Source organism: Mycobacterium aquaticum (genome assembly GCF_002086485.1).
GTDB classification, from domain to species: Bacteria; Actinomycetota; Actinomycetes; order Mycobacteriales; family Mycobacteriaceae; genus Mycobacterium; species Mycobacterium aquaticum.
Map to the genome: position 1 here is coordinate 25,405 of NZ_MVHF01000030.1, position 17,465 is coordinate 42,869.

The window sequence follows — 17,465 nt, forward strand, 5'->3', positions numbered from 1 at the left end:
AAGGAGTGCCATGACTGTCATCAACGGCCTGCCGGCGCACGTGTTGTTCGTGCACGCCATCGTCATCCTCGCGCCGCTGACCGCGGTGTTGGAGATCATCTGTGCGCTCTGGGCGGGCGCCCGCAGAGGCCAGCTGGTTTGGGTCACCCTCGTTCTTGCCGTCATCACAGCGATTTTGACGCCCATCACGATCCAGGCCGGCAATTGGCTCTACGACCTGCGCCGCAGCCCCGACGCCATCCTGCAGGAACACGCCGAGCTGGGCGACACCATGATCTATTTCTCGGTGGCATTGCTGGTGGTTGCCCTGGCCCTGGTGGCGCTGCGGTACGCCGAGCGGCGCGACAACAGCCGCCGGGTGTTGTACAACGCCATCGTCGCGGTGGTGGCGATACTGGTCGGCGTTGCCTCGATGGTGCAGGTCTATCGCATCGGCGACGCCGGGGCCCAGTCGGTGTGGAGCAAAGAGATCGCCCATCTCACCTCGACGAACAAGGGCTAGGAGTCTGGGCTCGGGTCCGCCAGCAGTGCAGCCAATTCCTCGGCGCCGGGCAGAATTTCCGGCCTGACCGTCCGCCCCGACCGCACGTAGTGGAACGCCGCGTTCACCGATTCCGGCGGGCAGCCGCGCAGCGCCGCCCAAGCCAGGCGGTACACCGCGAGCTGGATCGCGGCCTGCTCTTTGGCCTCCGGAGTTTCGGGCGGCTCACCGGTCTTCCAGTCCACCACCGTGGTGGTGCCGTCAGTGTCGGCGAACACCGCGTCGATGCGGCCGCGGACAACGGTTTTGCCGATCACCATGTCGAACGGCACTTCCACTTCGATGGGCGTACGGGCGGCCCACGGCGACATCACGAACGCGTCCTGCAGCTCGGCGAGCTCCTCCGCGCAGCCACGACCGACTTCACTGTCCACCGCACCGGGCAGGTCGTCGAGGTCGAACAGCCGCTCGGCGTGGAAGAACCGCTGCACCCACTCGTGGAATGCGGTGCCCAGCAGGGCATGTGGGTCCGGGCGTTGCGGTAGTCGGCGATGCAGCCGTTGCAGGGCGGCCCGCGGGTCCCGGCTGAGCTCGACGAGCGTGCTGACCGACACCTGCCCTGGCAGCTCGGCGGGAAGCACCACCGGCTCCCGGTCCCGTTCGGCCAGCAGCGCGTCCACGTCCGCGGCCCAGCCATCGGAGTCGGTCCCCGCGTCGAGCTGCCCCGCCATCGCCCGGCCGATGAGCTCGGCACCGCGGAGTACGTCGCCGCCCGGACCGGCGTCGGCGGGCCAGATGGCTTCGGCTGCCCTGTCCCGCAAGGGGTTCTGCTCACCGGCGGCGGGCTCGGCCGCCCAGTGCTCGATATCGCCGCACGGTCGTCCCTGGGCCGCGGCATCCTCCAGGATGGCCTTGATCTCGCACAGGAATTCCGACGGGCCCCGCGGCTTACTCTCGGTGGCGCCCCAGTGGTGTCCGGAGATCAGCAAGGTGTCCTCGGCGCGCGTGACGGCCACGTACAGCAACCGGCGTTCCTCGTCGACCCGCCGCTGCTCGAGTTTGCTCTTGTGGTCGGCGATCTTGTCCGACAGGATTTTTCGATCGTTGACGTCCGAGGTGTCCAACACCGGTACGCCGATCTCGGACACGGTGGCGCGGTCCCCCCGCAGCAGCGGCGGCAGGTCCGCGGCGTCGGTGAGCCAGGTACGGGCCGACGCCGTCGACGGGAACACCCGCGCACTCAGATGCGGCACCGCAACCACCTGCCATTCCAGGCCCTTGGCGGCGTGCACGGTGAGGATCTGCACCCGGTCGTGGGAGACCGCCAGTTCGGCAGGAGCCAACCCGTTTTCGACGACCGTCGCGGCGTCGAGGTAGGCCAGCAATCCCTCGACCGTGGAGCCAGGGCGCCCGACCTGGTCCGCCCCCGAGCGGCCGGCGTAGTCGGCCACCAGGTCGCAGAACGTGTCGAGATGCTCGGTGCCTGTCCAGCCCGCGGTCACAGGCCGAGCTGCCCGCGCCTCGGCATCCAGGCCCGCTACCCGCCGGACCTCGGCGACCAGCTCGGGCAGCGGGTGGCTCAGATGCGCGCGCAGCATCGTCAGTTCCCGACCCAACGCCACGATCCGCTGGTAGCCCGCAGCCGAATAGTTCTCGGCCGCACCGGGATCGCAGATGGCGTCGGCCAGGCACGCGGCGTCGGCATCGGGTGCTGCCGCGGCGACGATCTCGGCCGGGCCGGGCTCCCCGTGCGGGCGGTCGTCCAGCTCGACCGCTCGGCGCCACAACGCCGCGAGGTCGTTGGCACCGAACCGCCACCGCGGCCCCGTGAGGATGCGCATGACCGCAGGCCCGGCGGCGGGGTCGGCGACCAGTCGCAGCATCGCCACCAGATCGGCCACCTCGGGCACCGCCAGCAGGCCCGCCACCCCGACCACCTCGACCGGGATCCCGCGGGCCTCCAGCGCCTCGGCCATCGGGGCGGCATCGGCGTTGCGCCGCACCAGAACCGCAGCCGTCGGGACTGCTTGGCCGGCTTCGCGGGCCCCGTGGTACCTGCCGGCTATCTGATCGGCCACCCAATCCCGTTCGGCCACAACGTCGGTCAACAGCGCACAGCGGATGGTGCCCGGATCCGCACCGGGCCGGGGCAGCAATTCGCGCACCGAAACCGACCGGCGCCGCGCCTCGGCCGAGATGGCATTGGCGACGTGCAGGGTGCTCGGCGGATTACGCCAGCTGGTCCGCAACTCCAGGCTCGGCGCCGGGGTGCCGTCTGCCAACGGGAAATCGGTGGTGAACCGCGGCAGGTTGGTGGCCGAGGCACCCCGCCAACCGTAGATGGACTGGATGGGATCACCAACGGCCGTCAACGCCAGTCCGTCGTCGGCACCGCGACCGAACAATGCCGACAACGCCACTCGCTGGGAATGCCCGGTGTCCTGGTATTCATCGAGCAGCACGACGCGGAAGCGTTGCCGCAATTGCTCGCCGACCTGCGGGAAACCGGCCGCCAACCGGGCCGCGGCAGCCATCTGCATGCCGAAGTCCATCACCTTGTCGGCGCGCAGCCGGTGGTGCAGCGCATCGATCAGCGGCACCAACTCGGTGCGTTCGGTCTGGGTGGCCAGCATGCGCAGCAGCCATTGACTCGGCCCGCGGTCACGCTGATACGGCCCGGCCGGAAGCGTGTGGACCAACCGCTCGAGTTCGGAGTGGGTGTCACGCAGCTGATCGGTGTCGACGAGGTGCTCGGCGAGCGCGCCGGAGAGACGCAACACCATCGCGGTCACGGCGGCCGGCGTCTTATCGGTGTCGAGCCGGCCCGGGTGTGCGCACACCACGTCAAAAGCCAACTGCCACAGTTCGGTTTCGCTCAGCAGCCGGGTGTCCGGTTCGACGGGCAGCAACAGGCCGTGCTCGCGCAGCAGCGTGCCGGCGAACGCGTGGTAGGTGCTGACGGTGACTGCTTCGTCGGTGCCCACGTCCGGTGCGAGACCCGCACCGGCCAGCCGCGCCAGCCGGGTACGAACCCGGCGCAGCAGCTGGCCGGCAGCCTTTCGGGTGAAGGTCAGCCCGAGCACCTGCGACGGGGTGGCATAACCGTTGGCCACCAGCCACACCACCCGAGCGGCCATGGTCTCGGTCTTCCCCGCGCCCGCGCCCGCGATGACCACGAGCGGACCGGGTGGCGCGGCGATCACCGCGTCCTGCTCGTCGGTCGGCGGGAAAAGCCCCAGGGCAGAGGACAATTCGGCCGGGCTGTAACGGGCTGTCACGACCGGCGTCATGACCGCGGCGCCTGCGCCGGGCAGGACGAGCGCACCGGGCAGTTCGAGCAGCCGTCGTTGACTCTGGCCAGGAACTGCGGTCCCGCGGTGGCGGCCGCGGCGTCACCGACCGCCGTCAGCCAATCGGCACGCGTCTGAGGGGTCATCGGATCCTGCTCCCGCACCGTGGCGCCCGCCGCGCCGGCCTTGCCGAGGTAGACCAGCCGACCTCCACCGGGCTCGTCCGGGTCACCGTCGACTCCGTCCGTCAGCAGACCTGCTGCGACGGCCAACTGGTACATGGCCAGCTGCGCGTGGTTCTTTGCGTTCTCTTTGGTCACCGGGCTCTTGCCGGTCTTGAGGTCGACGACCACCAGGCGACCGGCCCTGTCCCGCTCCAGCCGGTCGAGGCGGCCCCGCACCCGGACCTCGGGTGCGTCATCCCCCGACTCCGGATCGGCAGGCCGGATGACGCCCTCGACGTCGACCTCGGTGCCCACCTCGGTGAGCTGGCACCGCGTGTCGGCCCGCCACCGGATGAACGTCTCCAACATCGCGCGGTGCCGTTCCAGCTCGTTGTCCGAATACCATTTCGCCTCGAAGGGTAATTGGTCCCAGACCTTTTCGAGCTCGTTGACGAGTTGACTCTCGGTGCGCCCCGACTCGGCGGCCAGGGCGTGCAGCAGCGATCCGACGGTGGAGCGCACATCGCGGCCCGTGCCGCCACCATGGCGTTCCAACAGCCAGCGCAGTGGGCAGTCGGTGAGCATCTGCAGCGTCGACGGAGACAGCGTCACCGCCTGATCGGCGCCGGACCACAACGGTTCGTCGGTGGACAGCGGGGTCATGGCGTACCAGTCTGCCGGATCGGCACCTGGCACCCCGGCTTCGGCCAGCCGGGCCAATTGCGTTGCCGCACAAACACGCGAATCCTCGTCGACCGCCCCGTCCGGGGCACACACCACCGCGCGCAACCGACCGACCAGCGCCGAGGGGGCCAGCACCCGCGGCGCTGCCAGCGGCGGCAGCACCGGTGCGTCGGTGGCAAGGGTCGTCAGCTCGGTGCAGAACGGTGACGGCAGCAGCGAGCCGTCCCCGGCATCGCTGTCCACCGCGGTCACCAGCAGCCGGGTGCGGGCACGGCCCATCGCGGCCATCAGCAACCGGCGTTCCTCGGCCAGCAGCGGCGCCCTGGTCGACACCGCGGCGTCGGCGGGTGCGGAGACGCCGTCGAGCACGTCCACCAGATGCTGGGTTCCGAGCACCCCGCCCCGAGGAACTGTGTTGGGCCACAATCCTTCCTGCACGCCGGCGATGACAACGAACTCCCATTCCCGGCCCAGCGCGGCATGGGCGCTGAGCACGGCGACGGCGTCGGGCTGTCGACGCGGGTCGGTGGGTGCGGCAGGCGCCCCGAGCGCCATGACGTGATCGATGAGGCCGCGCAGCGATGCGCCCGCCGTCCGGTTGACGTATTGATCGGCAATGTCGAACAGCGTCGTCACCGCGTCCAGGTCCCGATCTGCCTGCGCGCCAAGGGTTCCGCCGCGCTCGCTGGCCGTCAGCCACCGGCGCTGCAGACCGCAGGCATGCCAGACATCCCACAGCGTATGCCGCGGATCGGCTCCGGCGCCCACGCTCTGGTGAGCTGCGGTCAGCACCGCACGCAGCCGCCGCAGCGGCCGAAGCTGTTCGACCGGCAGCCCTCGTGGTTCGGTGGCCACGGCCTCCACCACGAGGTCGCCGAAGTCCCGTGGTGGTGTCGAACCGTCCGCTCGGCGCAGCGCACGCCGGAGCTGCCGCAGGCTGACCGGGTCGACGCGCCCGAGCGGCCCGGCGAGCAGAGCCACCGCGCTGTCGCCGGTCAGGCGGCCGGTGGCGGCGGCGTCGAGCACTGTGAGCAGCGCGGCGACGGCGGGCTGCTGGGCCACGGGTGGCACGTCCCCGACGGACTCGACCGGCACGCCGGCGCTGGTCAGGGCCCGGGCCAACGCGGTCCCGGCCCGCGGCACCGAGCGGACGATGACGGCCATCTGCGACCACGGCACCCCGTCGACGAGGTGAGCACGTCGCAACGCGTCGGCGATCAGCGTGGACTCGGCGTGGGTGGATGCGGCCAACCGCATGGTGACAGTGCCCTCGGCCGTGGCATTGCCGAGCATGTCGCGCGTGGGGCCGACGCCGGGGAGCCGTCGTCCGATACCGGCGATCGCGGCAGCGACCTCCGGGGCGCACCGATGCGATTCGGTCAGCACGATCGTCGCGTCCTCGGTGTCGCCCGCGTCGCGCAACAACACCGGATCGGCACCGCGGTAACCGAACACCGCCTGGTCGGGGTCGCCGGCGATCACGGTCAACCCGGCGCCGGCCGCCAGCACGCGCACCATCAGGGCAGCTTGCGGGTCGAGGTGCTGGGCGTCGTCGACCAGCAGCAAGCTGATCCGGCCGCGTTCGGCGGCCAGCAGGTCGGCGTCGGTGCCCAGGGCCTCCAACGCGGCGCCGACCAGTTCGGCCGCTCCCAGCGCAGGCACGGTGGCCTGCGGTGCGGCCATGCCCACCGCTGAGCGCAGCAGCATGATCTGTTCGTAGGCCTGCGCGAACTGTCCGGCGGCCAGCCACTCGGGACGCCGCGCCGACCGGCCGAGGCGTTGCAACGCAAGAGGATCCACACCACGCTCGGTGCAGCGCGCCATCAGGTCGCGAAGTTCGCTGGCGAAACCTGCGGTGCTCAGCGCCGGCCACAGTTGTTCGGGCCAGGAGACACCCGAGTTGGGGCCGTCCTCCAGGTTGCCGGCGAGCAGTTCACGGATGATGCCGTCCTGTTCGGCGCTGGTGATCAGCCGCGGCGGCGGGTCACCATTGCGCTGGGCGGCCAATCGCAGCACCGCGAAGGCGTACGAGTGCACCGTCCGTACCAGCGGCTCACGCACGACGTGCCGCTCCCCCGCCGCCAGCAGCCGCGCGGTGACCGCGGCCCGGGCGGCCGCGCGCAGCCGCGCCGAACCGGTCAGCAGCAGAACCGATTCCGGATCCGTGCCCGCGGCGATGTGCTCGACGGCCGTGTTGACCAACAGCGAGCTCTTGCCGGTTCCGGGGCCCCCGAGCAGCCGCACCACGCCAGCGCTCCCCGGGGCCAGCAGCTCGGTGCCCGCCAGTGCCGGTTCGACATGTGCAGTCATGGAAGGCATGACACCAGAAGGGACCGACAAGTAGCGGAGCGGATTGGAGCGAACAGCCCGACAAGTAGCGGAGCGGATTGGAGCGAACAGCCCGACCCTGGCAGCATCACGGGGGTGTCCCCCGATATGTTGAACGTCCTCCGGTACGGTCCGCAGGCGCCAGCCGAGGTGCTGTTGATCCACGGCGTGACCGGGCACGGTCAGCGCTGGCAGACCCTGGCCTCGCAGCTGCCCGGCGTGTCGATCCTGGCGCCCGATCTGCTCGGGCACGGTAGCTCGTCGTGGGCTGCGCCGTGGACGCTGGCGGCCAACGTCGACGCCTTGGCGGCCCTGCTGGATGGGCCGACGCTGGTGGTCGGGCACTCGTTCGGCGGTGCGGTGGCGCTCACCCTGGCTGCCACCTATCCGGGCCTGGTGTCCGGGCTGGTCTTGCTGGACCCTGCGGTGGGCCTCGACGGTGAGTGGATGCGGGAGATCGCCGAGAACATGATGGCGTCGCCGGACTACACCGACGCTGCCGAAGCTCGCGCGGAGAAGGTGAAGGGTTCCTGGGGCGAGGTCGACGCCGCCGAACTGGACCGTGAGCTCGCCGAGCATCTGATCGAACTGCCCAACGGCCGATACGGGTGGCGGATCTGCATGCCCGCGATGATGGCGTACTGGAGTGAGCTGGCCCGGCCAGTTGCCTTACCGCGCACCGGAACACCAACCACACTGGTACGGGCGACCAAGACCAGCCCGCCGTATGCCACGGATGAGCTGATCGATGCGCTTGCCGAGCGGCTCGGATCCGATTTCACGCTGCTGGACTGGGATTGCAATCACATGGTGGCTCAGGCCCGGCCCGCCGAGACCGCGGCGTTGATCACCGAACGGTTGGCATAGTCATGGCGGCGGTGACCGAGGAGCAGGTGGAGACGGTCCGCGCGCTGGTCGCCGCCATTCCCGCGGGCCGGGTTGCGACGTACGGCGACATCGCTGATGCCGCAGGGCTTTCCAGCCCCCGGATAGTCGGCTGGATCATGCGCACCGACTCGTCGGACCTGCCATGGCACCGCGTGATCCGTGCCTCCGGCCGGCCCGCACCCCATCTGAGCACCCGGCAGCTCGAACTGCTGCGTGCCGAGGGCGTGCTGTCGGTTGACGGCCGGATCGCGCTGCGGGAGTGCCGCCACGAGTTCTAGAGCGCGAGCAGACAGTTGGGTACCCGAACAGCGGCGTGCCGGGGTACCTCCGCGTCTGCTCGCGGGAGAAAGGGAGCTCGCGGGAGAAAGGGAGCTCGCGGGAGAAAGGGAGCTCGCGGGAGAAAGGGAGCTCGCGCGGGTTACAGCACCAGGCGCACCAGCGAGGCGGTGCGGGCCAGGCCGGGGAACGCCGCGGCGGTGGACCGGGGGTGCAGGGCGTGTACCGCCAGCCGGAACATCAACGCCCGCAACAACATCTGCGGCCACTCAGGCAACGTGTCCCAGCGCTCGATGAGCCCGTCGTCGGCGTCACCCCACGACAGCGCGTCGACCACCACAACGCCGGCCGCCCACGACGCCGGACGCCAGTACGGGGTGATATCGGTGATCCCGGGAGCCGCCGCGCCGGCGAAAAGCACTGTGCCGTAGAGGTCGCCGTGCACGAGCTGGTTGGCGCTGCGGGTCGGCTTGCGCAGTGTCGCCAGCTGGTTGATCAGCTCGACCGAACGCTGCCCGTCGGTGGAACCCGGCGCGACCCTGGCCCCGGTCGGCAGCGAATGCAGCGGCCGTTCCTCCCAGGCCGCGCGGTCGGCGGCGATGAACACGTCGACGTCAGCCCATGGCGCGACCGGCGGTTGGGTGAGGAATCGGGGCCGTTCCAGTGTCGCGGTTGCCTCGTGCAAGCGCACTGCCGCCGAAACCACTTCGTCGTGCCGGGGCTCGGGGGTTCCGGCGACGAAAGTGTCCGCGCGCCAGCCCGCCACCACGTAGCGCCCGTCGGTCGAACGCACCGGGCGGGCCAGCCGAACGCCGTCGACGAACAGGGTCTCGCGCACCTTGGCCGACCACGCCGCACGGGCATGGTCTGCGACCACGGACAGCACGACTTCGCCGCAGCGCCAACCACCCTCCCAACTCGAACCCAGTGGGACGGGGCGGACCCCGGACAGCCCGAACGCCGCCAGCACATGTTCCGGCGGCCGCTCGACAGTCACCACCTCAGCCTAAGGTGTTGACCCGCAAACTGGCCGTCAGTACATCACCATGTCGGGATCGAGCTGGCGTGCCCACGCCACGATGCCGCCCTGCAGATGCATCGCGTCGGAGAACCCGGCCTGCTTCACGATGGCCAGCACCTCGGCCGAGCGCACCCCGGTCTTGCAGTACAGAACGGGTGTGCGGTCAACCTGGAGCTTGGCGAGCGCATCGCCTGACTCGAAGGTCGGCTTCGGGATCAGCTCGGCACCCTGAATGTGATTGATCTCCCATTCGACCGGCTCGCGGACGTCAATGAGCGCCAACGGCTTACCGGAGTCCAGCAGCTCCCGCAGTTCCTGCGGGGTGATGGTGGAGCCTTGAGCCGCCGCGGTCGCCTCGTCGGAGACCGCGCCGCAGAATTCCTCGTAATCGATGAGCTCGGTGATCTTCGGCGTCGACGGGTCCTTGCGGATCCGGATGGTCCGATACGTCATGTCGAGCGCGTCGTAGACCATCAGCCGACCCAGCAGTGGTTCGCCGATACCGGTGATCAGCTTGATCGCCTCGGTGCCCATGATCGACGCGATGGACGCGCACAGGATGCCCAGCACGCCGCCCTCGGCACACGACGGAACCATTCCCGGTGGCGGCGGCTCGGGGTACAGGTCGCGGTAGTTCAGGCCCTGCTTCTCGCCGTCGGGGCCGTCGGGGGCGTCCTCCCAGAACACCGACACCTGCCCCTCGAACCGGTAGATCGAACCCCAGACGTAAGGCTTGCCCGCGAGCACTGCGGCGTCGTTGACCAGATACCGGGTGGCGAAGTTGTCGGTGCCGTCGAGAATCAGGTCGTACTGGCTGAAGAGCTCGACGGCGTTGTCGGGTTCCAACCGGAACTCGTGCAGGTTGACCGTCACCAGCGGGTTGATCGCCAGGATGGATTCCTTGGCGCTGAGCGCCTTGGACTTCCCGATGTCGGCCTGGCCGTGGATGATCTGGCGCTGCAGGTTCGATTCGTCGACGACGTCGAACTCGACGATGCCGATGGTTCCCACCCCGGCCGCGGCCAGGTACAGCAGGGTCGGTGAACCGAGCCCGCCGGCACCGAGTACCAGCACCTTGGCGTTCTTGAGCCGCTTCTGCCCGACCACACCCACATCGGGGATGATCAGGTGGCGGCTGTAGCGCGTCACCTCTTCGCGGGTGAGCTCGGCCGCCGGTTCAACCAGCGGCGGTAACGTCACACCCAAATTCGCGGACACCGCATGTCTCCTCAAGTCATGGACCGTACGTAGGCACAACGGTAATCCGACGGACATGCTTCCCGTGCCGCGGTAGCCGCTATTGGGCAGCCGGACCGGATCCGGGGGCTAGGCGATGGGATACGGCCAGGGGTTGAACCGGCAGGTTTTGCCGTCCGCCTTGACGGTCTCGGGGTCGAACTTCGCATCGTCGTTGTTTGCGGTGGAAAAGGTCTGCTGCATCATGATCGGCGCCAGGGCACCGTCATCGCGGCACGCCTCGTGGCGCTGGTAGCCGATGGCGTGGCCGACCTCATGGTTGATCAGGTACTGCCGGTAGGACCCGATATCGCCCTGGAACGGCACCGCGCCACGCACCCAGCGGGCCTCGTTGATGAAGACGCGGGCCTGGCCGTCGTAGGACGGGTTGTAGCAGGACGCCTCCAGCTGGATGTCGTAACCGCAGCCCTCCCGCACGGTGATCGGCGAGGTCAGCGACACCCGGAAGTCCGGCTCGATTCCGCTGGCGGCGTCGATGCGGGTGAAGCCGAACATCCCGTCATGCGTCCAGCTCTTGGGGTTGGCGAGGGTCTCGCTGACCATGCGGGCGAAGCCGTCGTCGCCGCCGAAGGAGGTGGTGTCCACACCGTCCTCCACCTCGACGGTGTAGGTGAACGACTTGGTGGTGCCCTTGCCGACCTTCTCGGTGGTGCCGGGCACGATGTGCCAGGTCTTGGCACCGGCCTCGGTGAACTGCCCGCCCGCCGGCAGGATCCCGGTGGGCAGGTTGGCGTCGAACTCGGTGAGGCCCTTGGGGGGTGCACCGATGATGGCGGTGGCGGCATGGTCGATGGTGGGCGACCCCTGAACCGGTCCGTCGTCGGCGTGCCCGCCGTGCGCGCTGGTGGTGCCGGTCACGGTCTGGTACAGCACGACGACGGTCAGCACGATGAGTACCGGCAGCGCGTATGCCCGCCAGCCGTAGGTGGAGACGAATCGGCCGAGCCAGGTCTGCTTGCGCCACTGGCCCCGTTCGTCCCGATTGACCCGGGGCCGACCTGAGTCGACCGCCAGCGGATCCCGTTGGGCGCGCAGCGGCTCTCGCCATTCGTCGCGCAGTGCCGGGACGCGGCTGCCCGCGCGGGGCCCCGGGTCGTAGGTCACCGATCCAGAATGGCACAGCCGGCTGTGAATACGGCGCCCGTGCGTCTGCTCCGTGACCACGCTGCCACCAATTCGCAACCCTCGGACATTTCGCACCCAGTACGGCGTCGGTAGTACTGTCGTGCGATGAGCAGCTTGGCCGACCATGACCAAGCGCGCCAGAGGAATCCAGATTGAGGACTGCATGAGCGACGTCGCCAACACCGAGAGGAGAGCCGACAAGCGGACAACCGGTCGACGGGGAAACCGCATGCCGCGCGACGAGCGACGGGGTCAGCTCATGGCAGCCGCCAGCGAGGTTTTTGTCGACCGCGGCTATCACGCCGCGGGGATGGACGAGATCGCCGAACGCGCCGGTGTCAGTAAACCGGTTCTCTACCAACACTTCTCGTCGAAGCTGGAGCTGTACCTCGCGGTGCTGCAGCGCCACGTCGACAATCTGGTGTCCGGCGTGCGCCAGGCGCTGCGCACCACCACCGACAACCGGCAGCGGTTGCGTGCCGCGGTGGAGGCGTTCTTCGACTTCATCGAACACGACGGTCAGGGCTACCGGCTGATCTTCGAGAACGACTACGTGACCGAGCCGCAGGTGGCGGCCCAGGTGAAGGTGGCGACCGAAGCGTGCACCGATGCAGTGTTCGACTTGATCAGCCGCGATTCCGGCCTGGAGGCGCATCGCGCCCGGATGATCGCGGTCGGCCTGGTCGCGATCAGCGTCGACTCGGCGCGCTACTGGCTCAACAACGAGCGGCCGATCGACAAGGACTCCGCGGTCGAGGGCACGGTGCAGTTCGCCTGGGGCGGACTGTCACACGTGCCACTCACCCGCGTCTGAACGGCCTGCCCTCAGGCGGACTCGGCCCCGACGCCGAAGCCGACGCGGCGCACATCGGCGGCGCCGATCTCGACGTAGGCGATCTTGCTGTTCTGCACCAGGAACCGGCGACCCTTCTCGTCGGTCAGCGCCAGCACGCCCGAGTCCTTGCTGAGCGCGTCGGTGACCTGCTGCTCCACCTCACTTGGCGTCTGCGCGCTGTTGAAACTCAGCTCCCGCGGACTGTCCGTGACGCCGATCTTGACCTCCACGCTGGACCCCTTTTCTTTCGCTACTGTCCGTGTCCCTCAGCAGGCTAGTGGACATCGTCGCGCCGATGCCGCCAGCGTCGGCCATTGTGAGTTCGCCGTGCGCGAAGCGTGCGGACGACGCCGAAGAGCGGCCGCCTGCCGCGCTTGATGCCTGCCGTGCCGAGCGCGGAGATCTTCGGCGACCGAACCGAGTCCGGACCGTGACCGACACGCTGACCACCGAACCTCACCAGTCACATCCGCCTCGATAGCATCAGCAGCGACATTGGACGAGACGACTGGGAAGCCGCATGACCAGGCCTTATTCGCCGTATGACACGAAGTCCGCCGAACGCTTCGGTGACGATTCGCCGCCGCCCGGGCAATACGATCCGGACACCAGTTTCCGCAGCCGCTATCGCACCAGTTACGACGACTACCGCGGTGGTGACGACGGCTCTGCCTACGAGGACTACGACGCCTACGTCGGCGACAGCCACGACGACTCCGACGACGACATCTACGAGTACTACGAGCCTGTCGACAAGCGGTGGATGTGGGTCGCCTCGGTCGCGGGCGTGATCCTGCTGGTGGCGGTCATCTGCACGGTGATCATCCTGGGCGGCGGCGACAGCGGCTCGGTTTCGGTCACCACGACCTCCCCGGCGGCGCCCACGACGAGCCAGTCCCCGACCACTCCGGTACAGGACGCCACGTCAAAGCCCGCATCCCCGCCACCCACGGCCATGTCGCCCGAAACGGTGACGACCGTGACGCCGAGCCCGCGGGCCACCGCCGAGCCGACGGCCGAACCGGCACCGCCTGCCGCGGCCGCCCCGCCTGCAGCCGAGGCCACCCCCCGCACCGTCACCTACACGGTGACCGGCACCCGGCCGTTGCTCGACCTGGTCACCATCGTCTACACCGACCAGCAGGGCGCCCTGCAGACCGAATTCAACGTGGCGCTGCCGTGGACCAAGACCGTGATGCTCAACCCCGGGGTCGAGCTCAAGTCGGTGACGGCGACCAGCGTGACCGGTCAGCTCAACTGCGCGATCACCGATGCCAACGGCGCAACGCTGGTCCAGCAGGCCAACAACACGATGATCGCGACCTGCACGCAGTAGCGGCGGTCAGGCCAGGCCCAGCTCCTGCATGCGGGAGTGGTGCGTGTGCTGCAGCCGGTTGAAGAACTCGGCGAGCTGGGTCAGGCCTTCCCCGCTGGACATCACCAGGTCGACCAGCTCGTCGTGGTCGGCGAGCACGAACTGGGCCTGGGTGACGGCCTCACCCAGCAGCCGGCGCGCCCACAGCGCGAGCCGGTGCCGCTGCCGAACGCTGGCGGTCACCGCGGCCTGCACCTCGGCGACGACGAACTGCGAGTGCCCGGTCTCCGAGAGCACCGACCGCACCACCGAGGCGATCTCCTCCGGTAGCGAGTCGGCGATCTCCAGGTAGAAGTCGGCAGCGAGCGCATCGCCGATATAGGTCTTCACCAGAGCTTCCAGCCAGGTGCTCGGTGTGGTCATGCGGTGGTAGTTCTCCAGCGCCGAGGCGTACTTCGTCATCGCCGCAACGACGTCAACTCCCCTGCGCTCCAACGCATCCCGCAATGTTTCGTAGTGCCCCATCTCGGCGGCGGCCATGCTGGCCATGTTGATGCGGCCACGCAGATCGGGTGCCATCCGCGCCTCTTCGGTGAGCCGGTAGAACGCGGCGACCTCGCCGTAGGCCAGCACCGCGAACAATTCATCGACCCCTGGATGGTCGGCCGACACGGCCGGTGCGGCCGGCTCGGCGATCTGTTCTGCGGCGGGTTGCGGCGATGTCATGGGGCCAACTTTAGACTCCGCCGGGCCTGCCGACTTCCCGGCAAATCGGCCCCGCGACTCCGACCAGCTACAATGGCTTCTGGTAACAGGATCTGCAGCGGCTTCGAGCCCGCTTGCGAGCCGCCCAGGCCGCTACCGAAGAAATGTGCGTGCACGCAGTTGGCCCGCCCCGTAGCGCTGGGCCCCGCGGATCGGCACCGCCGCCTGTACCGGGCGAACCGGCCGTGTCATTGTCGAAACTCGTGCGCGCGTGGACGCCCCATGAGGTTTGACAGCGAAAGGCTACCTCCACCAACCATGACGCATCTCAATAAAACATTTGCCGAACTCGGCGTGCGCGACGAAATTGTGCGCGCTCTGGCCGAGAACGGCATCGTGCATCCGTTTGCCATCCAGGAACTCACCCTCCCGCTTGCGCTCGCAGGCAGCGATCTGATCGGCCAGGCCCGTACCGGTATGGGCAAGACGTTCGCGTTCGGCGTGCCGCTGCTGCACCGGGTGGCGGGCGACGAGACCCGCCCGTTGACCGGCGCACCTCGTGCCCTGATCGTCGTGCCCACCCGTGAGCTGTGCCTGCAGGTCTACGACGACCTGGCCGCCGCGGCAAAGTACTTGACCGCCGATACCGGAACGGCCGCCGAGCGCCCGTTCACCGTGACGTCCATCTACGGCGGGCGTCCGTACGAACCGCAGATCGAAGCGCTGCGCAAGGGCGTCGACGTCGTCGTCGGCACCCCGGGCCGCCTGCTCGACCTGGCTCAGCAGGGCCATCTGCAGCTCGGTGGCCTGTCCGTGCTGGTGCTCGACGAGGCCGACGAAATGCTCGACCTGGGCTTCCTGCCCGACATCGAGCGCATCCTGCGGCTGACTCCCGACGATCGCCAGTCGATGCTGTTCTCGGCGACCATGCCGGACCCGATCATCACGCTGGCCCGCACGTTCATGAACCAGCCGACCCACATCCGTGCCGAGGCCCCGCATTCGGCGGCAACGCACGACACCACCGAGCAGTTCGCCTACCGGGCCCACGCCCTGGACAAGTCGGAACTGGTGAGCCGCATCCTGCAGTCCGCAGGCCGGGGCGCGACGATGATCTTCACGCGCACCAAGCGCACCGCGCAGAAGGTGTCCGACGAACTCGCCGAGCGTGGGTTCAAGGTCGACGCCGTACACGGCGACCTGGGCCAGGGCGCTCGGGAGAAGGCGCTGAAATCGTTCCGCACCGGCGCCGTCGACGTGCTGGTCGCCACCGACGTGGCTGCGCGCGGCATCGACATCGACGACGTCACGCACGTCATCAACTACCAGTGCCCCGAGGACGAGCAGGCCTACGTGCACCGCATCGGGCGCACCGGCCGTGCAGGCAAGACCGGTGTCGCGATCACGCTGGTGGACTGGGACGAGCTGGACCGCTGGGGAATGATCGACAAGGCGCTGAACCTGGGCTGCCCCGATCCTGCCGAGACCTATTCCAGCTCGCCGCACATCTATGAGGAGCTGGGCATCCCGACCGATGCCACCGGCACGGTCGGCAGCCCGCGGCGCTCAGGCGCCAAGCGCGGCGACAAGAGCGACAAGGCCGACAAGTCGGAGCAGCGCATCTCGTCGGCGGATTCCACCTCGGAACGGCCCGCCAGGACCCGGACGCGCCGCCGGACCCGCGCAGGCAAGCCCGCGACCGGGCATCCGGAAGCGGTGACCACCGCGACCGAGACAACCGCGGAAGCGGCCGACGCGCCGGTGGCGGAATCCGACAACGGCGATGCCCCGTCTGCCGCCCGGCGTCGCCGTCGGCGCCGCCCCCGCAAGACCGAAGCCGCCAGCGCTGGCTAACTGACACGCGCCATCTATGGTCACACCGGAACGTCGCACCCGTGGCGACATGGTGGCGGCTGCCGCAATCGTTGCGGTCATCGCCGTCGTCGCCGCCCTGATCTGGTGGACCAGCGACGAGCGGGCGACGGTCAGTCGTCCCGCCGCGTCGCCGGTCCCCTATCTCACCTCGGCCCGCGAGGTACCGGCCGGGCTGCAGCAGCTGTGGACCGCGCCGAGTCCCAAGACCACGGTGCCGGTGATCGCAGGCGGCTCCGTGGTCACCGGGGACGGACGCACCGTCACCGGGCGTGACCCGGTCACCGGGGCAACACTGTGGAGCTACGCCCGCGATCTCGAGCTGTGCGGCGTGACCTCGGTGTACCAGTACGCGGTCGCGGTCTACCCGGACAGCCGCGGATGCGGGCAGGTCAGCACCATCGACGGCAAGACAGGCCGCCGTGGGCCGGCCCGCAGCAGCTACTCCGATCCCGAGGTGCGCCTGTCCTCCGACGGCACCACGGTGCTCTCGGCCGGGGACAGCCGTCTGGAGATGTGGCGCTCGGACATGGTTCGGATGTTGTCCTACGGGTCGCTCGACGCCCGCATCAAACCCGATGTGCCCGCGTCGCCGGTGTGCCGGCTGGTGTCGGCCGCGGCCAGCTCGTCGGCCGTGTCGGTGCTGGAGTCCTGCCCCAAACGGGCCGATCTGCGACTGACGCTGCTGCGGCCCGCCGACGAGGAGGACCAGCCCGACATCAGGAATGTGGAGCTGCCCGGCGTGGCCGACGATTCGGGTGCCCAGGTGATCGCCGTGGCGGACACCACGACGGCGATCTACGTGCCGACGCCGAAGCCGACGGTCAACATCATCGACCGCAACGGCGCCACGATCGCCAGCACACTGCTCCCCGGCCCGCCGAGCCCACAGGCCACGGCCAGTCGGGCCGGGGATCTGGTCACCTGGTGGACGGGCAATTCGGTGCTGGTGTTCGACGCCAACGGGCTGCGCTACAAGTACACCGTCAGTCCCGCGGGTGCGGCCAACCCGGTCGGTCCTGCCACGGAGATGGCCGGGCGCCTGCTGGTCCCGGTCAGCGACGGCTACGACGTTTTCGATCCGGCCACCGGCGCGGGGGAACGGCACATCGCGCTGGCCCGCCAACCGAGTCCCGTGCCGGTGGTGCCCGCAGTGGCCGGGTCCACCCTGCTGGAGCAGCGCGGCGACGAACTCGTCGCGCTCGGCCCGAAGTAAGAAACGGG

14 protein-coding genes are annotated in these 17,465 nt (G+C 69.2%); 7 read left to right on the forward strand and 7 right to left on the reverse strand.

Annotation, left to right across the window (positions count from 1 at the left end; translation table 11 throughout):
* Positions 1-10 precede the first annotated feature (10 nt).
* On the forward strand, positions 11-502 hold the full coding sequence (locus BST13_RS24880; protein ID WP_083166677.1) for a DUF2231 domain-containing protein: 492 nt from the start codon (positions 11-13) through the stop codon (positions 500-502).
* On the opposite strand, the gene BST13_RS24885 is transcribed toward BST13_RS24880, so the two are convergent.
* Together BST13_RS24885 and BST13_RS24890 are read right to left on the reverse strand one after the other, a co-directional pair.
* A complete protein-coding gene (locus BST13_RS24885) occupies positions 499-3,759 on the reverse strand; it encodes an ATP-dependent helicase (RefSeq protein WP_083166757.1) in 3,261 nt (1,086 codons plus the stop codon). The two genes, BST13_RS24880 and BST13_RS24885, sit on opposite strands and share 4 nt — an antisense overlap.
* Positions 3,760-3,767: 8 nt before the next feature.
* A complete protein-coding gene (locus BST13_RS24890) occupies positions 3,768-6,929 on the reverse strand; it encodes an ATP-dependent helicase (RefSeq protein WP_095533699.1) in 3,162 nt (1,053 codons plus the stop codon).
* A gap of 126 nt (positions 6,930-7,055) precedes the next feature.
* Here BST13_RS24890 and BST13_RS24895 point away from each other — a divergent pair, with 126 nt between their 5' ends.
* Positions 7,056-7,814: an alpha/beta fold hydrolase gene (locus BST13_RS24895; protein WP_170064330.1), complete on the forward strand. Its 759-nt coding sequence runs from the start codon at positions 7,056-7,058 to the stop codon at positions 7,812-7,814.
* Between the two features lie 2 nt (positions 7,815-7,816).
* A complete protein-coding gene (locus BST13_RS24900) occupies positions 7,817-8,113 on the forward strand; it encodes an MGMT family protein (RefSeq protein ID WP_083166680.1) in 297 nt (98 codons plus the stop codon).
* 140 nt (positions 8,114-8,253) lie between these two features.
* Here the strand turns inward: BST13_RS24900 and BST13_RS24905 are convergent, their stop codons facing one another.
* The 3 genes from BST13_RS24905 to BST13_RS24915 form a co-directional block, all read right to left on the reverse strand.
* The gene (locus BST13_RS24905) at positions 8,254-9,108 is read right to left on the reverse strand and encodes a TIGR02569 family protein (protein WP_083166759.1); all 855 of its coding nucleotides are present in this window, start codon (positions 9,106-9,108) and stop codon (positions 8,254-8,256) included.
* A 36-nt stretch (positions 9,109-9,144) separates the two neighbouring features.
* A complete protein-coding gene (gene moeZ, locus BST13_RS24910) occupies positions 9,145-10,338 on the reverse strand; it encodes an adenylyltransferase/sulfurtransferase MoeZ (protein WP_170064331.1) in 1,194 nt (397 codons plus the stop codon).
* A 120-nt stretch (positions 10,339-10,458) separates the two neighbouring features.
* A complete protein-coding gene (locus BST13_RS24915) occupies positions 10,459-11,493 on the reverse strand; it encodes a DUF3152 domain-containing protein (protein WP_083166682.1) in 1,035 nt (344 codons plus the stop codon).
* 184 nt (positions 11,494-11,677) lie between these two features.
* Here BST13_RS24915 and fasR point away from each other — a divergent pair, with 184 nt between their 5' ends.
* Positions 11,678-12,328: an HTH-type transcriptional activator FasR gene (gene fasR / locus BST13_RS24920; RefSeq protein WP_029373583.1), complete on the forward strand. Its 651-nt coding sequence runs from the start codon at positions 11,678-11,680 to the stop codon at positions 12,326-12,328.
* 11 nt (positions 12,329-12,339) lie between these two features.
* Here the strand turns inward: fasR and BST13_RS24925 are convergent, their stop codons facing one another.
* On the reverse strand, positions 12,340-12,579 hold the full coding sequence (locus tag BST13_RS24925; RefSeq protein WP_029373584.1) for a DUF3107 domain-containing protein: 240 nt from the start codon (positions 12,577-12,579) through the stop codon (positions 12,340-12,342).
* A 290-nt stretch (positions 12,580-12,869) separates the two neighbouring features.
* Here BST13_RS24925 and BST13_RS24930 point away from each other — a divergent pair, with 290 nt between their 5' ends.
* A complete protein-coding gene (locus BST13_RS24930; RefSeq protein ID WP_083166683.1) occupies positions 12,870-13,685 on the forward strand; it encodes a hypothetical protein in 816 nt (271 codons plus the stop codon).
* Between the two features lie 6 nt (positions 13,686-13,691).
* Here BST13_RS24930 and BST13_RS24935 read toward each other — a convergent pair whose 3' ends face one another.
* On the reverse strand, positions 13,692-14,390 hold the full coding sequence (locus tag BST13_RS24935) for a ferritin-like fold-containing protein (protein WP_083166684.1): 699 nt from the start codon (positions 14,388-14,390) through the stop codon (positions 13,692-13,694).
* A 297-nt stretch (positions 14,391-14,687) separates the two neighbouring features.
* Between BST13_RS24935 and BST13_RS24940 the strand changes: the two genes are divergently transcribed.
* Both BST13_RS24940 and BST13_RS24945 read left to right on the forward strand, forming a co-directional pair.
* The gene (locus BST13_RS24940) at positions 14,688-16,223 is read left to right on the forward strand and encodes a DEAD/DEAH box helicase (RefSeq protein WP_083166685.1); all 1,536 of its coding nucleotides are present in this window, start codon (positions 14,688-14,690) and stop codon (positions 16,221-16,223) included.
* Between the two features lie 16 nt (positions 16,224-16,239).
* On the forward strand, positions 16,240-17,457 hold the full coding sequence (locus tag BST13_RS24945; RefSeq protein WP_083166686.1) for an Rv3212 family protein: 1,218 nt from the start codon (positions 16,240-16,242) through the stop codon (positions 17,455-17,457).
* The last annotated feature ends 8 nt before the right edge of the window (positions 17,458-17,465 follow it).

Coding starts and splice junctions, on each gene's coding strand:
- BST13_RS24880 (WP_083166677.1), top strand. CDS start 11: ATGACTGTCATCAACGGCCTGCCGGCGCACGTGTTGTTCGTGCACGCC.
- BST13_RS24890 (WP_095533699.1), bottom strand. CDS start 6,929: ATGACTGCACATGTCGAACCGGCACTGGCGGGCACCGAGCTGCTGGCC.
- BST13_RS24895 (WP_170064330.1), top strand. CDS start 7,056: ATGTTGAACGTCCTCCGGTACGGTCCGCAGGCGCCAGCCGAGGTGCTG.
- BST13_RS24900 (WP_083166680.1), top strand. CDS start 7,817: ATGGCGGCGGTGACCGAGGAGCAGGTGGAGACGGTCCGCGCGCTGGTC.
- fasR (WP_029373583.1), top strand. CDS start 11,678: ATGAGCGACGTCGCCAACACCGAGAGGAGAGCCGACAAGCGGACAACC.
- BST13_RS24930 (WP_083166683.1), top strand. CDS start 12,870: ATGACCAGGCCTTATTCGCCGTATGACACGAAGTCCGCCGAACGCTTC.
- BST13_RS24935 (WP_083166684.1), bottom strand. CDS start 14,390: ATGACATCGCCGCAACCCGCCGCAGAACAGATCGCCGAGCCGGCCGCA.
- BST13_RS24940 (WP_083166685.1), top strand. CDS start 14,688: ATGACGCATCTCAATAAAACATTTGCCGAACTCGGCGTGCGCGACGAA.
- BST13_RS24945 (WP_083166686.1), top strand. CDS start 16,240: ATGGTCACACCGGAACGTCGCACCCGTGGCGACATGGTGGCGGCTGCC.